Annotated in this window: 12 protein-coding genes; 7 read left to right on the top strand and 5 right to left on the bottom strand. The window is 46.7% G+C overall.

Going from position 1 to position 16,319, the window contains the following annotated elements:
• Window positions 1–4: 4 nt before the first annotated feature.
• Window positions 5–1,270: a DUF3895 domain-containing protein gene (locus FGT79_RS18650; protein ID WP_138754329.1), complete on the bottom strand. Its 1,266-nt coding sequence runs from the start codon at window positions 1,268–1,270 to the stop codon at window positions 5–7.
• A gap of 262 nt (window positions 1,271–1,532) precedes the next feature.
• On the opposite strand from FGT79_RS18650, the gene FGT79_RS18645 reads away from it, so the two are divergent.
• The 4 genes from FGT79_RS18645 (at window position 1,533) to FGT79_RS18630 (ending at window position 8,199) form a co-directional block, all read left to right on the top strand.
• Window positions 1,533–2,192, top strand: coding sequence for a pentapeptide repeat-containing protein (locus FGT79_RS18645; RefSeq protein ID WP_138754328.1), 660 nt, complete (start codon window positions 1,533–1,535; stop codon window positions 2,190–2,192).
• 390 nt (window positions 2,193–2,582) lie between these two features.
• Window positions 2,583–6,305, top strand: a complete 3,723-nt coding sequence (locus tag FGT79_RS18640; RefSeq protein ID WP_138754327.1) for an S-layer homology domain-containing protein — start codon at window positions 2,583–2,585, stop codon at window positions 6,303–6,305.
• Between the two features lie 156 nt (window positions 6,306–6,461).
• Complete coding sequence (thrC, locus tag FGT79_RS18635) at window positions 6,462–7,859, top strand: threonine synthase (protein ID WP_138754326.1); 1,398 nt, start codon at window positions 6,462–6,464, stop codon at window positions 7,857–7,859.
• Between the two features lie 97 nt (window positions 7,860–7,956).
• Window positions 7,957–8,199: a hypothetical protein gene (locus FGT79_RS18630; RefSeq protein WP_138754325.1), complete on the top strand. Its 243-nt coding sequence runs from the start codon at window positions 7,957–7,959 to the stop codon at window positions 8,197–8,199.
• A gap of 37 nt (window positions 8,200–8,236) precedes the next feature.
• Here FGT79_RS18630 and FGT79_RS18625 read toward each other — a convergent pair whose 3' ends face one another.
• Entirely contained in the window at window positions 8,237–9,025 is a 789-nt protein-coding gene (locus FGT79_RS18625) for a hypothetical protein (RefSeq protein ID WP_138754324.1), read from the bottom strand.
• A gap of 248 nt (window positions 9,026–9,273) precedes the next feature.
• Between FGT79_RS18625 and tyrS the strand changes: the two genes are divergently transcribed.
• Window positions 9,274–10,563 (top strand): tyrosine--tRNA ligase, encoded by a 1,290-nt coding sequence (tyrS, locus tag FGT79_RS18620; RefSeq protein WP_138754323.1) that lies wholly within the window; start codon window positions 9,274–9,276, stop codon window positions 10,561–10,563.
• 56 nt (window positions 10,564–10,619) lie between these two features.
• Here tyrS and FGT79_RS18615 read toward each other — a convergent pair whose 3' ends face one another.
• The 3 genes from FGT79_RS18615 to FGT79_RS18605 all read right to left on the bottom strand — a co-directional run bounded on the left by FGT79_RS18615 (window position 10,620) and on the right by FGT79_RS18605 (window position 13,285).
• Entirely contained in the window at window positions 10,620–11,816 is a 1,197-nt protein-coding gene (locus FGT79_RS18615; RefSeq protein ID WP_138754322.1) for an MFS transporter, read from the bottom strand.
• A 71-nt stretch (window positions 11,817–11,887) separates the two neighbouring features.
• Window positions 11,888–12,169, bottom strand: coding sequence for an ArsR/SmtB family transcription factor (locus FGT79_RS18610; protein ID WP_138754321.1), 282 nt, complete (start codon window positions 12,167–12,169; stop codon window positions 11,888–11,890).
• A 138-nt stretch (window positions 12,170–12,307) separates the two neighbouring features.
• Window positions 12,308–13,285 (bottom strand): phosphotransferase, encoded by a 978-nt coding sequence (locus FGT79_RS18605; protein WP_138754320.1) that lies wholly within the window; start codon window positions 13,283–13,285, stop codon window positions 12,308–12,310.
• A gap of 207 nt (window positions 13,286–13,492) precedes the next feature.
• Here FGT79_RS18605 and FGT79_RS18600 point away from each other — a divergent pair, with 207 nt between their 5' ends.
• Window positions 13,493–15,316, top strand: a complete 1,824-nt coding sequence (locus tag FGT79_RS18600) for a histidine kinase (protein WP_171056317.1) — start codon at window positions 13,493–13,495, stop codon at window positions 15,314–15,316.
• Entirely contained in the window at window positions 15,313–16,242 is a 930-nt protein-coding gene (locus FGT79_RS18595) for a response regulator (protein WP_138754318.1), read from the top strand. Before FGT79_RS18600 ends, FGT79_RS18595 begins: the two co-directional genes overlap by 4 nt.
• Window positions 16,243–16,319: the final 77 nt, after the last annotated feature.

The following is a 16,319-nucleotide window of genomic DNA, read 5'->3' as shown; positions in this document are numbered from 1 at the left end:
CTGCTTAAAGGCTCGTATAAGTGCGATCCTCGGAATTGCCGGATACAAGCTCGCATTTCCCAGTTGCTGCAAGCTTGTCCAAGTAAGCAGCAACGGCGATATAGATGGCCGGCTTGCCGGTAGACATCCTCGTGTCCGGTACGAGCTTCTGCTCCATTAGAAAGTTCGAGATTGCCAGCGTGCTGATTCGCCCGTATTTGATAGCGTCCAAGACGACACTTTGCGCAGCGGGAGGTAGATAGAAAGGACTGGAGCGTTTGGCATCTGAGCTGCTTGTCTCGGTCTCCCGCCGCATGGCAGCTCCGAGCTTTCTGCCCGCTTCTTCGAATGCATCGGCATCATGGATCGGCAGGGCTGGAGGAACAGCCGGCTCGTCAAAGAGAAATGCCCCTTGGCTATCATTGTCTTCATCGAAGACGAAAGCACCTTGACCGCTAGTCGATTCTTCGAACACAAATGCAGCCTGACCGTTATCAGCTTCACCGAATTGGAACGCGCCTTGCTGCACATCCTCATCTCCGAATTGAAACGTTCCCTGTGATCGTTCATCCTCAGTTTGAAGAACTGGAGATGGAGTATCGTTGCTCGCAGCAGGCTGGTTCATCGGCTCTTGTTCGCCGGGGTTATCGCCTTCAAGTACGGGAGCGTCATAATAAGTCAAAGCGGCTGCCAGCCGCTTTTTTCTATTGGCGACATCATGCTCGTGCAGCCTTCTACGGATACGTGCGAGCTGGCGTTCCAACAGTGGAAGCTCGGCAGCGATTTGAGCCTGAATATCAGAGGGCACCTCGACTTCTTCCGGAAGCGGAAGGAATAAGTGCTGTCCGAGCTGCCAGCCGTCCCTAAATTTACACAGCACCTCGTTCATTTCGCCGTCGAGCACGTCGAAGCCCTTCATAATATCGGCTATTGCTTTGGCATCAATGCCCGTATGCAGCTGCAAATGCTCAATGCCGAAATAGCGGATCGTGTTCGTCGGCAAATGGAGCACCTGATGCTGATAGCGAAGCGAGCGTCCGCATTCGCATTTGGTATGCGGTGATACTTCGCCGCTGTCTGTGAATCCAATATAGTCCCACTCATCAATGAAGGACTCAATATCCTCGAACTGTGCATCCTCAGGAATGAACTGGCATTTTTTTCGCGCAAGCTGTCTTGCGAACAGCGTTCTCCTGCCCCGAACAAGCTCATGGTGCAAGAAATGGCGTTGCGCTTCCGTTAGCTGCGCCATGATGCGGTCGCGCTGCTCCAGCGACAATTCGTATTTCATGCGGCCACCTCCTTATCGATCAGATCATAACCTAGTATACGAGCTGTAGTGCCTCGCTCAGGCTTGATATTCATATAATGGATCAGTTCCTTCATTATAGATGGGGCAGATTAATAAGTCATTAAAGTTATGGATGAAAGAAGTCTAGTGATTGTCATACAATTGCCATTTAATGAGCCCGCATATTTGGATTTCGATTAGATATAATGTAGCTTAGGTTAGCGGCTAGATAAGCGGCTACCGTAGGAAGGGGAAGGTTCTGATGTCCGGCAAGGAGAAGAAGCTTGATGCGCCTAAGATACCAGAAGGTCTTACGGCGCTTGACGTGCCTGACTATGAATGGGCGGACGAGCATGAAATAAGTGACAGCATCATAGAAGATTGCGGCATTCATAATCAATCGGCATACAAGCCTTGCTTCGATAGGGTCGTATTTCAAAATGTTGTGTTCCGTGCCACGAGCCTGAGGAAAGCAGAGTTCACAGACGTTCGATTCGTGAACTGCGATTTATCGAATATCGACCTGAGTGAGGTCATTCTGCACCGGGTATCCTTCCATAATTGCAAGCTGCTCGGTATGGATATTACAGGCTCGACGCTTCGGAATGTATGGTTCGAGCAATGTTATGCAGATTATGCTGTGCTGCGCTTCTCGAATGCGAAGGGAGTTAAATTCGAGAAAACATCGCTTGCAAAGGCGGATCTTTCGAATATGACGATCGCGCAATTTTATTTGAAGGAAGCTAATATTGATCAAGCACAGTTCTCGCAAACGAAACTCGGCGGTGTTGATATTAGCAGCTGTGAGTTTCATTCCATCGGGGCAGGGCTTGAAGATTTGCGGCGCTGCATCATCTCGCCCGCACAGGCGATTACGTTTGCAGCACATTTTGGCTTGGTGGTGGATGACGGTACGAAATAAGCAGCTTTAAATAGCAGCTTATAGAAACGAAGATGATGGCTGCGAGCATGAGGCCATCATCTTTTTTTGTTGGTTAGGGAGATCTAAGAGCTCCCATGCACTCCTTTTTCTGCATGAGCAATGAACGGCAAATGATGCAGAGTGAACAGGAAGCAACATGGTCTTGGCTGGGTGTGAACAGCATTTTTTGTTTGTGAATATATCGTACCTGAGTGAACATATTGGAGTTTCAGAAGCTGTAATAAGGCGTATTCTCTATAGTTCATCGTCGTTCAGATTGTTCAGTTGAATCGGAATATCATCTTGGTTATGATTCGTGGAGACGTTCAATCAGCATAGTTGTAAGCGTATTCAGTGTGAACGATCAAGCCTGTTGAAGGAGGAAAAAGATTGTATAAGAACAAGAAGTGGCTCGCTATCGTATTATGCTGTACCATGTTAACTTCGTTTCTCACATTAATGGCACCTGCCTATGCAGACAACGGAGAATCGGGGGGAGCCGGATCAGAGGAATTCACAGAGCAGGAGTTAAAAGATAACGACTACATTCTTTATTTCGTTAACGCAGGAGACCCAACGCCAGCGACTGTGGAGGGTGCGGATAAGCTAGGTCTATACAGCTCTGTAACCGAGCAAGTATATGGGATAGATCCGGTCACGTCCAAAGCTTGGGGTTTAGTGACGACAACAACTGGAACGAGTGTAAGTAACGGCTCGACCAAGTCAGGCTCAGCGCGATACTATAATGGGACACAGGTTAGAGATAAAGCTCTAGCCTATAACTTCGAGCTTCCAGCGGGTGAATACGATATCACCTTCGGCTTCGTCAATCCGTGGAGCGGACGCAGCGTTAATCTTCTAGTAGAAGGTAACAACGTGTCAGGAGGAGACTTGGCAATTGGGGCGGAAGGTGCCGAGAAGGTTGTCACTTACAGGAAGCTTAGCGTAACAGATGGTCTGTTGAATGTACGCATTCAAGGGCCTGCGACCGCGGCGCTTAGCAATTATAACGATCCGCTCATTAGCTACTTAATTATTAGACAGAACATTACCGTCCCGCTTTCTGAGTTGGATAATCAAATCGCCGCTGCTGAAGCGGAATTGGCAAACACAGCATATACGACTTATAGTCTCGCTGAGCTGAGTCGTGTTATTCAGGAAAGCAAGACGCTGAAGCAGACGCTTGCGGGAAGCAATGCCGACGTGACGGAGCCTGCTGTTCAGGAGCAAATTATTACAGCAATTGCGGCTTTGAAGAATGCGGTAGCGGAGCTTGTGATCAACGCGCCGAATGCGTCCTTTAAGCCAGGTGCTGTGTGGCGGGATACGAATGGCGCACTCATTCAAGCACATGGTGCCGGCATGATGTATGACGATCAAACGGAAACCTATTACTGGTATGGCGAGGATAAAACCTTTGGTTATTTGCCTGCTAGAGGAGTTAGGGTCTACTCGTCTAAAGATTTATACAATTGGGAGGATCATGGACTTGCGCTGACTGCAATCGGTTCTGCGGATGATTTCGTAAATGATCCGCTTATATCTGCATTGTATGCAGATCGCACGGACAAAGCAGACATTCTGAACGATATCGGCACGGATCGGATTATCGAGCGTCCGAAAGTCATTTACAACGATTTGACTAAAAAATACGTCATGTGGATGCATACGGATGGTCCAAGTACAACTTCTACAGCTAACTACGCGAAAGCAGAAGCGGGCTATGCACTCAGCGATTCGCCACTCGGACCGTTCGTCTATCAGAGAAGCGATCGAATGGATCAAGCTCCAGCAGGCGCAACCGATAACGGACAACCTAGTCAGCCGGGCATGGCTCGAGATATGACGCTGTTCAAAGACGATGATGGCACAGGTTACTTGGTTTACTCGAGTGAGGAGAACTTGACGATCTACATCTCTAAGCTTAATCCAGAATATACCGATGTTGTCGGCTGGCATAAAGACGGCAATGTGGAGCGCGACACGCAGTACAAAGGGGTTCATGGCGTAGATTATGTCCGTGTGTTCCCGCTTGCCCAGCGTGAGGCTCCTGCCTTGTTCAAATATCAAGGCAAATATTACATGATTACTTCAGGCGCAACAGGCTGGGCTCCTAACGTAGGCAAGTATACCGTTGCCGACAACATTATGGGACCATGGAAAACGATGCGCGACGTAGCACCGGGAAGTTCAACGACTTACGGCTCTCAGAGCACGCAAGTGATTACAGTTGATGCGGCAGCAGGCAAGTTTATTTATATGGGTGACCGCTGGAACCAGAACGACCTGGCTAACTCTAGATATATTTGGCTGCCTATCGAATTCGGCAAAGAAGATGAAATTAAACTCCGTTGGGAAGATGAATGGACACTTGATTTGTTAGATGGCATGGGTAAGGTAACTGTCAATACAACGCTTCCTTCAAGCGCCTTTATTGGCAGAGCACCGTTGCTTCCAACTACGGTAAACATAACGTTGTCTGACGGAACGAGCAAGGATACACCGATTACCTGGAATGTAGGCGATACAGCCTTCCAGAATCCAGGAGTTGTGCAAGTAAGCGGTACACTGACGGAGCTCGCTAACAAAAAAATAGAGCATCAGCTGTACGTTGTACCAGAAAGCGAATCTTATTTCGTCAATGCTGGAGGCGCAGAAACGTCTGATTATTTGGACATGATCGCACTTATTGGCGAGGAAAAAGTATTAAACGGAGAAACGATCGATCAGAAATATGATCCTGACAATGGTCAAACTTGGGGCTATGTCGGGGATAATACGATGACTGCAGGAACGAGCAGCGGTACGATATTCACTTCTTTGCGCTATTTGACGAGCAATGCAGGAAATGATCTTTCTTATCGCTTTGATCTAGCAGATGACGAATATGACGTTTATGTCGGTCTATATGACCCGTGGGCTCAATATTCGAACGGCAAACGGATTGCTGACATTATTGTGAACGGGGAAGTTAAGACCAGCGGGTATGTCTTCACGGCAGCAACCGATGTGCTTGGTTACAGTAAAGTCGCAGTTACGGACGGCAAGCTGGATTTGACTGTTCATCGTTCGGCGAATGCAGGCACATCAAGCTCGGATCCGCAAATCAGCTGGATAATCGTGGCGAAGAACCTAGGCATCCGAGTTACGGATGTTTCCTTGGACAAAACGGAAATTACACTCAAGCAAGAGGAGCAGGCGCAGCTCACTGCTGCGATCGCGCCGCTTGATGCAGCCAATCAAGAACTGTCATGGTCAAGCTCGAATGACGCGGTTGCAACTGTAAGTGACACAGGTGTTGTGACTGCCGTCTCACACGGCGTTGCCATTATTACAACGACTACGTCTGATGGTGGATTCACAGCCACTTCGATTGTTACTGTTGAGCAAGAGGAAGAAACGGGCGGAGAGACAACGCCAACGCCGACACCGACTCCATCAACCGAGACGACACCGACGCCGACTCCATCTACTGAGACGACGCCTACCCCTACTCCGGTAGTAACAACTCCGGTAGTAACATCGGCACCAGTAACGCCAAGTCCATCACCGACGGCTGCTCCAAGCGAAGTGCCGAGCACGAATTTTGTGGACACAGAAGGACATTGGGCAGCCCCGGCTATTCACAAGCTAGCTGATCAGAACATATTGGGCGGCTTCCCTGATGGCAGCTTCCAGCCCGATAAGCAGATAAGCAGAGCGGAATATATGGCGGTTATGTACAGATTGCTTAAACTAGATACCGCAGCAGGCGAATCCAGCTTTGGAGATATTTCATCGTCGGCATGGTATAGCAAATATGTAAAAGGTTTATCCGAAGCAGGAATCGTAACTGGATTCCAGGACGGAAGCTTCAAGCCAAACCAAGAGCTGACGAGAGAAGAGGCCTTTGTTATTCTGTACAGGGCACTTGGAGATCAATTAACTCCGTCAACCGAAACCAGCCAATCAGCATTTAGTGATCGTTCGAGCGTAGCAAGCTGGGCGCAGGAAGCGATTGATGCATTGACAAAGGCTGGCCTTATTAAAGGATATGAGGACGGCTCGCTGCGGCCGAAGGAAAAGATTACTCGCGCAGAAATCGCTTCGATTGTAGCAAACTTTGTGAAATGATGAAATCAGCGAAAGGCATCCTATGTTTTTGGATGCCTTTCGTTTATTTTTAGGCAATAAAAGTGATATACTGTGGTGAAAAGAATCGATTATTATGGAAAACGATGATATGATCTGAATAACGATAATGGTGCGCATGTAGGAGGCTATATTCAAATGGAGTACATTAGTACAAGAGGTAATGTTGGCAGAATAGGATTTATCGATGCGTTTATGATGGGCCTTGGCAATGATGGCGGCTTGCTTGTTCCAAGCGATATTCCCGTCATCTCGACTGAAACCTTAAAAGAATGGCAGGAGCTAAACTATCAAGAGCTGGTACTCGCCATATTCTCGTATTATACGAACGGGGAAATTCCTGAGCAGGATCTGAAGGACATGGTGTACGCAAGTTATTCCACCTTCCGTGATCCGGAAGTGACGCCGGTGCGCAAGCTGAAGGATGATCTTTATTTGCTGGAGCTGTTTCATGGCCCGACCTTTGCGTTCAAAGATATCGCCCTGCAATTTATGGGTCAGCTATATACGTACGTAGCAGCTAAGCATAACAAAAAAATTCATATCCTCGGAGCAACATCCGGTGATACTGGCGCTTCGGCGATTGAAGGTGTTAAAGGCAAGGATGGCATTAAAATTTGCATCCTTCATCCGCATGGCAAAGTGAGTAAGGTACAGGAGCTTCAAATGACGACGGTACAGGAAGATAATGTACTTAACCTGTCCGTTGATGGAAACTTCGATGATTGCCAGCGTATGATCAAGGAGCTGTTCGCGGATCTTGACTTTAAAGCGAATAACCAGCTGGCTGCAATCAATTCCATCAACTTCGTAAGGATTTTGGCTCAGACTGTGTATTATTTCTATGCCTACTTCCAAGTTGTGAAGCAAACCGATGCCAAGGTCGTGAACTTTAGCGTGCCGACGGGCAACTTTGGTGATATATTCGCAGGATATTTGGCGAAACGTATGGGTCTGCCTGTTGGCAAGCTGATTCTAGCTACCAATGAGAACAATATTTTGGAGCGATTTATACTCGAAGGCGTGTACAAGCCGGGAGATTTCCGCAGCACGTACAGCCCGTCGATGGATATACAAGTGGCGAGCAACTTCGAGCGTTACTTATACTATGTACTGGGAGAGGACGCGGCACAGATCCGCACTCTTATGGACCAGTTCAAGGCTGAGGGTCAAATTATTATTTCCGGCGAAGCGCTCAGCAAGGTGCAGTCAGAGTTTGGCGCACACGGTGTTAAGGGCGAGGAGTGCTTGAGCACGATTAAGAAATACGAGTCAGCTAATGGTTATTTGCTTGATCCTCACTCGGCATGCGGTGTAGCAGCGGCTGACAAGTACGCCGATGGAAATGAAATCACGGTGTCGCTTGCAACTGCTCATCCTGCTAAGTTCAATGAAGCGATCGAACTATGCGGCATCGAGCAGCAGTTCCCGGAGCAAATTGCTTCGTTGTTCAGCAAAGAGCAGCGCCAGACGCGCGTAGACGGATCGTTGGCTGCGATCGTTAGCGAGTTGGAAGCATTCTATAACGCTAAATAAGTAATGTATGCAGAAGCTGCAGTTGCAGGAGCAATCCTACGATTGCAGCTTTTTGGCGTGATCTGACGAAGCTGGAAAAGAGAGGAGCAACAAGAACGTGAATCATTTTGATCGCAGTAAGTGGGAGCGTGCAAGGGGAAAAGGTCAAGTGCTCTATGCGGCCAAGTGGATCATGTATCTAGTGCTATATTATGTCTTTGTCCAAATTGGCTTATTTCTTACAGTCGGTAAGCGAGCAGAGTTTATGGATGAACTGGCTATGTTAGTTATAGCTGTCGTAGTGGGAACGGTTATTTCGATCATAAGATGGTACATTTTTGAAAAGCGATACAAGGAATAGCGAATAATTGGTGCCAGTTATATTTGTTTTGTAGGAATTAATCGTACACCGTATCATATACCATCCATTTATTCTCTGTAAGAAGCTTCATACCGGGATGCTCGCTATAGATGACGACATAATCTGGATTCATGTTATTGTCAAACGGATCGGTACCTAAATCGAATGTTATAATATTGGGATCAACGGGTTCGCTTTGCAAAAATTGGCATACAAAATAATACTTTGGTACACCCTCTACTTCAAGAACAAAGCCTTGCTGATCCTTCTGCCCATAACGATCCCGGAGAAAGCTTCTGCTGATTTCGAGCTCGAGTCCATTCCAGCGATAATGCGAGGTGTCGTTGATGCCAAGCGTTTTCTTTCTCGGCAGGATGTTGTTGAAGTAGGGTGAATTACGATGAGAAATGTCGGCTTCCCATAGTTCAAATTCTTTTTTATGGAAATACGTACCCCAGCGCCTGGCTGATTCAATAGTACCCTTACGGTGACTGCCCGTGTAGGTGATTTGGTACGTGTATAATGGAAAAAGCTCCTCAGATTCATCTGATTTCAGATGGATCTCCTTTAATTTTTGTTGCCCGTCTGTATAAACACCTTTTATATCAGTTCTAGTGTATCCATATAGACCGAATGTATCATGGCTGTTAACTATAATCGTTCTAGTTACTTTTGTCTTTTTGTCAAACAAGCCTAGTTCGCCAATTATGCTTCCTGCGGCATATGCAATAATCGCTATGAAAAGAAAGGCGGGGATGCCGAGCATTAGGATGAGCCTCAGAAGGCAAGAGCTGCGGTTTTGCTTAGCTTGTTGGGGTGTTTTCATACATGATTCCTCCGGCATAGTTCTGTTTGCAGTAGTGAGCCGCGATTCTTTGCTAATGGGAAATGCTATACGCTATCATTATACTATTTTATATGGTTATTGATGGGATTTCTTTAGATTTAGATGCTTGGGATTTTGGCCTTTACGGTGTATGATATTTTAGGATGAGTGTTTAACCGCGAACGGCGAACCTTCGGCCATATTTGGGCTTGAAGCTAGCTGGATGAAACCATAGAGGAGAGAGCTGCATGACAAACGAAACAGCAGTAGTTAATCAAGACGATCTTTTGGCGGATCTGGAGTACAGGGGGTTAGTACAGCAGTTTACGAATCGCGAGGAATTACATAAAAAGCTGACAAACGAGCGCGTCGTACTTTATTGCGGCTTTGACCCGACGGCGGACAGCCTTCATATCGGAAGCTTGCTGCCAATTCTATGCTTGAGACGCTTCCAGCAGGCAGGACATATTCCACTAGCGCTGGTAGGCGGCGGCACTGGTCTGATTGGCGATCCGAGCGGACGTTCCTCGGAAAGATCACTTAACACTTCTGATACGGTAGCACAGTGGACGGAGAGCTTGAAGCGTCAGCTATCGCGTTTTCTTAACTTTGAGGCTGCTGACAATGCAGCTAAGCTCGTGAGCAACTACGACTGGATTGCACCGCTGGATGTGATCACCTTCCTACGGGATGTCGGCAAAAACTTCACGGTGAACTACATGCTCGCTAAGGATTCAGTTGACTCAAGGTTATCATCGGGCATCTCCTTCACCGAGTTCAGCTATATGATCCTGCAAGCCTACGACTTCCATAAGCTTCATCACGAGCATAACTGCTCCTTGCAGATTGGCGGCAGCGACCAGTGGGGCAACATTACTGCAGGTCTTGATCTGATTGGCAAAATGGGCGGCGGGGATGCTTACGGTATGACGATGCCGCTTGTTACCAAAAGCGATGGCAAAAAGTTCGGCAAGTCCGAATCTGGCGCTATCTGGCTTGATCGCTCCAAAACATCGGCCTACCAATTTTATCAATTCTGGATTAACACGGAAGATAACGATACGATCAAGTTTCTGAAATATTTCACGTTCCTCTCCCGAGCGGAAATTGAAGCTCTGGAGCAGGAGCTTGAGGCTCATCCGGAAAAACGAGTGGCGCAGCGTGAGCTCGCACGCGAGATTACCCGCCTTGTACATGGTCAAGAAGCGCTGGACAGCGCAGAGAAGATTACGCAGGCGTTCTTCTCAGGAGATGTTAATCAACTGAGCGAAGCGGAATTGATCGAAGCGCTGCAGGACATGCCTACTACAATCATAAACGGTCGGGACGAGCTTCCGTTAATGGATTTGCTAATTGAATCCGGCGCAGCTCCATCCCGCCGCCAAGCGAAGCAAGATATTACAAGCGGCTCGATCTCAATAAATGGAGCCAAGCAGACGGATGCCGAGGCTGTTATTGGCACTGGCGACAAGCTGCACAGCAAATTTGTTGTACTGCGCCGCGGCAAAAAAAATTATTTCTTTATTCGCTTCGAATAAGATCAAGACAAACAAGCAGGCCGCCATCATAGGCGGCCTGCTTGTTTGCTGATGCATTACTTCACTGGAGCAACGACTGTTCGCTCTACAGCTTTTCGGCGTGAGCGAGAATGGGATACACTGAAGAACGTTGCTGCTGTCGCAGCTGCAAGAATGACACCTGTTGCCCCAATCCAAGTGATGGAGGTGAGGGAGGTTTGCTCGACGATTACGCCTCCGATACCAGCCCCGGCAGCCATGCCGAGTTGGAGCACGGAGCTGTTCAGACTAAGCATAATGCCGGAAGCCTCAGGAGCGAGCGTCATGAGATGGTACTGCTGCGTCGGACCTGATGACCAGGCCGTGAATGCCCACAGCATAAGCAGCGGGAACACGATGACGGGTGATGTTCCGGCAAGCGCTAGCAGCACAAGTGCGACTGCATGGAAGAACATACCGCTTACCAGCGTTCGCGGAGCACCCCATTTGTCGGTGCTGAAACCGCCGAGCTTGGAGCCAATGAGACTCGCGATGCCGAAGGCGAATAACCCGATGCTGACACCTTGCTCACTTAGCTTGGTGACAGAAAGCAAGAACGGGGAAATGTACGTATACACAATGGAATACCCGCCAATCCATAGGAACGTTACTGTTAGCGCAATAGCAATCTTAGGCTGCTTCAGCAAGGATAGCTGATTGCGCAGCGGGACAGGTGCCTCGCCGTCTGATTGGGGTATGGAGGTTATGATGAGAAGCATCGAAAGCAGTCCTAGTAGACCGATTACGCCAAAGATGAGCTTCCAATCATAAATGGACGCTGCTAGTCTGCCGAGTGGAACACCAATAATCAAAGCGGTGCTGAAGCCCATGACGAGCGTTGCAATCGCGCTGCCTTGCTTGCTGGCAGGAGCGAGTTTAGAGGCAACGGTCAGTGCAGTGACAACAAAAACCCCCGTGCTGAGCGCCAATATGATTCGTGAGATGATCAGAAACGTATAGCCAGGCAGTATAACGGCGACCAGATTGCCGACAGCAAATACACCTAGCGCATAGAGAAGCAGCCTGCGTCGTTCCACACGTGCGGTAACCGCCATGAGAATAGGGGTGCCGAAAGCATAGGCGAGCGAGAAAACGGTAATCAATTGACCAGCCGCAGATACCGAAACACCAACGTCAGTCGCTACTTTATCTAGAATGCCGGCAATAATGAATTCAGAGGTTCCAACTAGAAAGCTGATAATAGCCAGCATGTAAATTTTCCAAACATTAGACATACAGATATTGCTCCTTTCTCCACATCAATAATTTTATATTTCTAAATATATAGAAATATTGCGCAAAAAAATTACTCCAGCAAATACGGCGCGTATTTCTGCGCCATCTCGCGGTTCACGCTGTAATAGATATACGTTCCGTCCTTGCGGAGATTAAGCAATCCGCATTCGGTCAACTGCTTCAGGTGGTGAGATAGGGTCGAGCCAGCTACAGATTCGAGCTTGGAGCCGATATCCGAGCAGCACAGATTTCTCTCTTCTGTGAGCAGCAGAGCGATTTTGAGACGAGTGGGCTCCCCAAGCGCTTTATACACTTTGACGGCTTCCCGAACATTCGCATGATCTTCAGACATTGTGGCTTCACCTTTTTCTACGATCATTATTTCTATATGCGTAGAAATAAGATAGCATACCTGATTTGGAAAGTAAACAGACAAGAACAGGGAATGTCTTGGAGCAAATGAGCAATAGCGTCATTTACTCCAACGGGGCTAAAGCTGGTGCTTCTCCACCCATGCGAATAAAAACTTCAGCTTCCAGTCAAAATATCCATCGTCTTGCCATGCGCCCCATACTGCGCTTCGTCCGGTGTGCAGTCCGATCAGCCATATTTGCCTTATCGCAACGAAGGCTGGGATCATGGCAAGATCATGCTCGTTCAATGGACGTTCCTCTAAATAAGCTTTCAGGAAGGCATCCCAGCGTTCGTCCTCGAAGCCTTCTTCCTGTTTTTCTTGAGCAAGGTTCCATAGAAATACAGAAATGTCGTAGGAGCGCCAGCCTATGCCGCAGCAATCGAAATCGAAATGGGTCAAGCTGCCGTCTTCGGTATGGAACACGTTCCAGCCATGCAGATCGCCGTGGCAGATGCCCCAGTCGCTAGCTACAATGGAGGCGGAAGTGAGCTTCGTCTTTAGCCTCGATGCGATCTCTTGTAGCTGCTTGGCGTCAGAGGGGCGATGCTGCAGGAATGGCAGCAGCGTCTGAAGCGGCTCATCGAGTAGATGGTGAACATCAAGCTCAAAGCGCGTATGTCGAGGTACGATTTGATCCATAGCATGATGGAGCTGCGCAGCAGCGCGTCCGTAGGAGCGGCTCGTCTCCATATCAACCTTCCCTTTGCCTTCCGCGAAGGTGAACAACACAGCATAACGTATGCCTTCTGGCGCGTTAAGCTGGGTTATCAGTTCTCCGTCATTCCGAGACAGTGGACGTGAGACAGGTGAACCCAGTCTGAATAGCTCATCCAGCAGCTCCAGCTCAAAGCGAATTTCAGCTTCGTTACGCCACAAATGCTTGTATATCCGCAGAACGAATGTACCGTTGTTTGTCACAACCTCGTAGGTATCGTTCAAGCCGTTCGAGACAAAACGACTCTTTAGCGGGGTTCCAATGTCATACTGTTTGGCTATCGACTCGAACAGTTCTTCCTTCTGAAAAACCGAATGCACGGTTGTAATGTTAAGCATGTTCAATCATCCCTTGTTATGTTCTTTAGCATTATCCTAACAGAAATATGAGTCTCAGGAGAGGGAACGATTGATTATACTTGTTTTTTAGGAATGGAGGACATGTAAAGGTCTGCCGTACCTGTATGATAGATTGAAGGGTGAATGGAACCATGATAGAATAGCACCATGAGTCGACACCGTTCGAGTTTACTGAGGAGTATGTTCATGAGGTCTGAATTTATTACATTTCCAATGAAAATCATGACTATTTTTTTAGCCATATCGCTTTGCACCGCATTTGTTTTCGTCATTTACTTTCAGGATGTGAACAAAGCCAAAGATGATATCCATATACAGATTCTTCAAGACAGTTCAGGAAACATGACATTGTCCGATGTTAAAGTCGGCGATCAATTCACAGCCCTGCCTGGCAGCTATTCCAAGGTTGGCTATTCTTCAGTCCGTCTATGGTTCAAAATAAAAATAAACCGTTATAATGCGAATGAAATCAATTACTTTACCCTAAATAACCCTCTTTTTGAAGATGTAACGATTTACATGCCGACAAGTAACAAGTATGAAATAAAGCATTTCGGGTACGCATATAAGAGCAGTTCCGATGAGATCGGCTATGTATATCCCGCATTCAGAATTCCCCCTCACTTTGATCATAATCAGTACATATATATGACAAGCCAATCGTTATACGGACAGAACTTTATTGCCCAGGTCGTAAATGACGATCAATTTAGGAAAACAAGCATGATCAATGTCTGGGCAGGCGGTATCTTCTTCGGTGTTTTGACGGCATTGTTTTTTTATAATTTGGTTACGGGCTTAGCCATAAAAAACAAAACGTTTATAAAATACTGTTTTTATGTGCTCACCACCTTGTTGTGGAACGCAGCAATGACGGGACTTTTGAACATCACGGGCTTCAAGTACGCTTATTGGATTGTGGAATATTCCACAGGCATCGGTATTCTCATGTCGCTTGCTATCACCATTTTTATGAGATCGATTTTTCAGACCCGAACTAGGTCTCCCAAGATCGATTTTTGTTTAAGGCTGCTTATCGCATACTTTCCCATCACATTATTGCTGTTTTTTTTCGTCAGTAAAGAGCTGGGAGCATTCGGTGCGGCCGCATCCTCTATCGTATTTGTATTGTATTTTATTATTATGTTCAAAGGAATATGGAACAAAACCATTCGTTCGCCACAGCTTGTAACGGCTTGGCTCTTGTGTTTTGTATCGGTCATCCTGTTTTATTCGATGGTTTTCGGAGTGCTGCCTCAAAGTTACATCATGATTTATTACTTATTTTTTCTTTCGTGTGCCTCCGCTATCGCGTTTGCCCTATCTCTCGCAGAAATTATCAATATGTTACATGCAGAGAAGCAACGCAATCAAATTCTATTTGAAAATTCCGAAATCCAATCCAGGCAGTTCGAGCTGGCTTTCATACGGGCACAAATGGATCCGCATTTTGTTCACAACACCTTGAATGTAATTGAGGGGGTAATTGCTGAAAACAAAGATAAAGCGGGTAGCTTGGTCAACGATTTATCCCATTATCTCAGAAATATATTTGATTACAGCAATTCGGAGAGATTTATTTCTATTCATGAGGAGCTGGATGCAGTCCAATTTTATGTCCGCATTGAGCAAGCTCGATTCCCGAACAAAATAGTAGTCAACTATGATATTGATCCAGAAATTAAGTTGAAGGTGCCGCGTTTTGTTATTCAACCCTTAGTAGAAAATGCAATTAAACACGGAATACGTAAGAGGAAAATGGTTGGAACAGTTACGATCAGGGTTAAAGAGCTTGAGCCGGGCTGCTTGATCGCGGTGGAAGACGACGGCGTTGGTATTGCAGACGCGGACAAACATAAGCTGCTTGATTACTCGCCGGGCAAGGGAATTGGGCTTGCCAATATAAATGCACGGCTTATGGCCGAGTATGGAACGCAACTTCAAATCGGTAGCGAGAAGGGTAAAGGAGCTGAGGTTCGTTTTGTCGTACCCATTAAGGAGCATTCATGAGAGTTATTATTGTAGATGACGAATATTATGCGCTGCAGAACTTGAAGAGAAAGTTGGAGAAAATCGCCGATGTCGAAGTCATTGCGATGTATGATGATCCTGCAGCAGCCCTAGAGGAAGTGAGCAGCATACAGCCCGATCTTGCTTTTCTAGATATTGAAATGCCAGAGATCGACGGTATAACCTTGCTCGGGATGATGTTCAAAAAAAGACCGGATATGGATTTCGTTTTTACATCTGCATATCATGCTTATGTTACAGATACGCTGGAAACAAAAGCGTTGGATTTCCTCGTTAAGCCGGTGAAATTCGAACAGCTTTATGTCACCCTGGAAAAAATAAAAAAGATCAGAAGCAATAGCATCATGGGATATAAAATGGAGATCAAGTGTTTTGGCGATTTTGCCGTATTTATCGATGGGAAATTAATCGATGACAATTGGCGAACCAAAAAAACGGAAGAGTTGTTTGCTTATTTGCTTTGCATGAACGGCAAGTACGTGTCCAGAGAACGAATCATTAATGACTTGTGGCCCAATTTGGAGATGGAGAAAGGTTATACAAACTTATATACGACACAATATAACTTGAAAAAACGGCTCGACGCTTTGGGAATCCATCATTTGATCAAGAGTAGACTTGGAAACATTTGGATCGACATCGAAGACATTAAAATGGACTTGCTCGATTTCGATAACCTCAGTGAAACATATCATGCTGATAAGAGTAGAATAGAAATGCTGGAGCAAATGGTAGAGCTGTACAAAGGCATGCTGTTTGAAAGTAAGCTTTATTCATGGACGTTAAGTGTACAGCAGCCTTACGAGGTAAGGTTCGACAATGCATTGAATATTCTAATTCAGTTCTATAGTGACTGCGGCGATGAGAGAAAAGTGAAATACTATGAGATGAAAAAAATACTCTAAGCCATTAGCTCATATCCTTTTCTATACGTAAATGAACTCGCCCGCATGCTGTGACCAGATGCGGGCGAGTTCATTGT

This window comes from Paenibacillus sinopodophylli (assembly GCF_005930355.1).
In the GTDB taxonomy this organism is placed as follows: Bacteria; Bacillota; Bacilli; order Paenibacillales; family Paenibacillaceae; genus Pristimantibacillus; species Pristimantibacillus sinopodophylli.
The sequence above is the reverse complement of the archived record's forward strand: the minus strand, read 5'-3'. Positions and strand labels throughout refer to the sequence as shown.

Coding starts and splice junctions, on each gene's coding strand:
- FGT79_RS18625 (WP_138754324.1), bottom strand. CDS start 9,025: ATGAAAACACCCCAACAAGCTAAGCAAAACCGCAGCTCTTGCCTTCTG.
- FGT79_RS18605 (WP_138754320.1), bottom strand. CDS start 13,285: ATGCTTAACATTACAACCGTGCATTCGGTTTTTCAGAAGGAAGAACTG.
- FGT79_RS18650 (WP_138754329.1), bottom strand. CDS start 1,270: ATGAAATACGAATTGTCGCTGGAGCAGCGCGACCGCATCATGGCGCAG.
- thrC (WP_138754326.1), top strand. CDS start 6,462: ATGGAGTACATTAGTACAAGAGGTAATGTTGGCAGAATAGGATTTATC.
- tyrS (WP_138754323.1), top strand. CDS start 9,274: ATGACAAACGAAACAGCAGTAGTTAATCAAGACGATCTTTTGGCGGAT.
- FGT79_RS18615 (WP_138754322.1), bottom strand. CDS start 11,816: ATGTCTAATGTTTGGAAAATTTACATGCTGGCTATTATCAGCTTTCTA.
- FGT79_RS18645 (WP_138754328.1), top strand. CDS start 1,533: ATGTCCGGCAAGGAGAAGAAGCTTGATGCGCCTAAGATACCAGAAGGT.
- FGT79_RS18610 (WP_138754321.1), bottom strand. CDS start 12,169: ATGTCTGAAGATCATGCGAATGTTCGGGAAGCCGTCAAAGTGTATAAA.
- FGT79_RS18595 (WP_138754318.1), top strand. CDS start 15,313: ATGAGAGTTATTATTGTAGATGACGAATATTATGCGCTGCAGAACTTG.
- FGT79_RS18600 (WP_171056317.1), top strand. CDS start 13,493: ATGAGGTCTGAATTTATTACATTTCCAATGAAAATCATGACTATTTTT.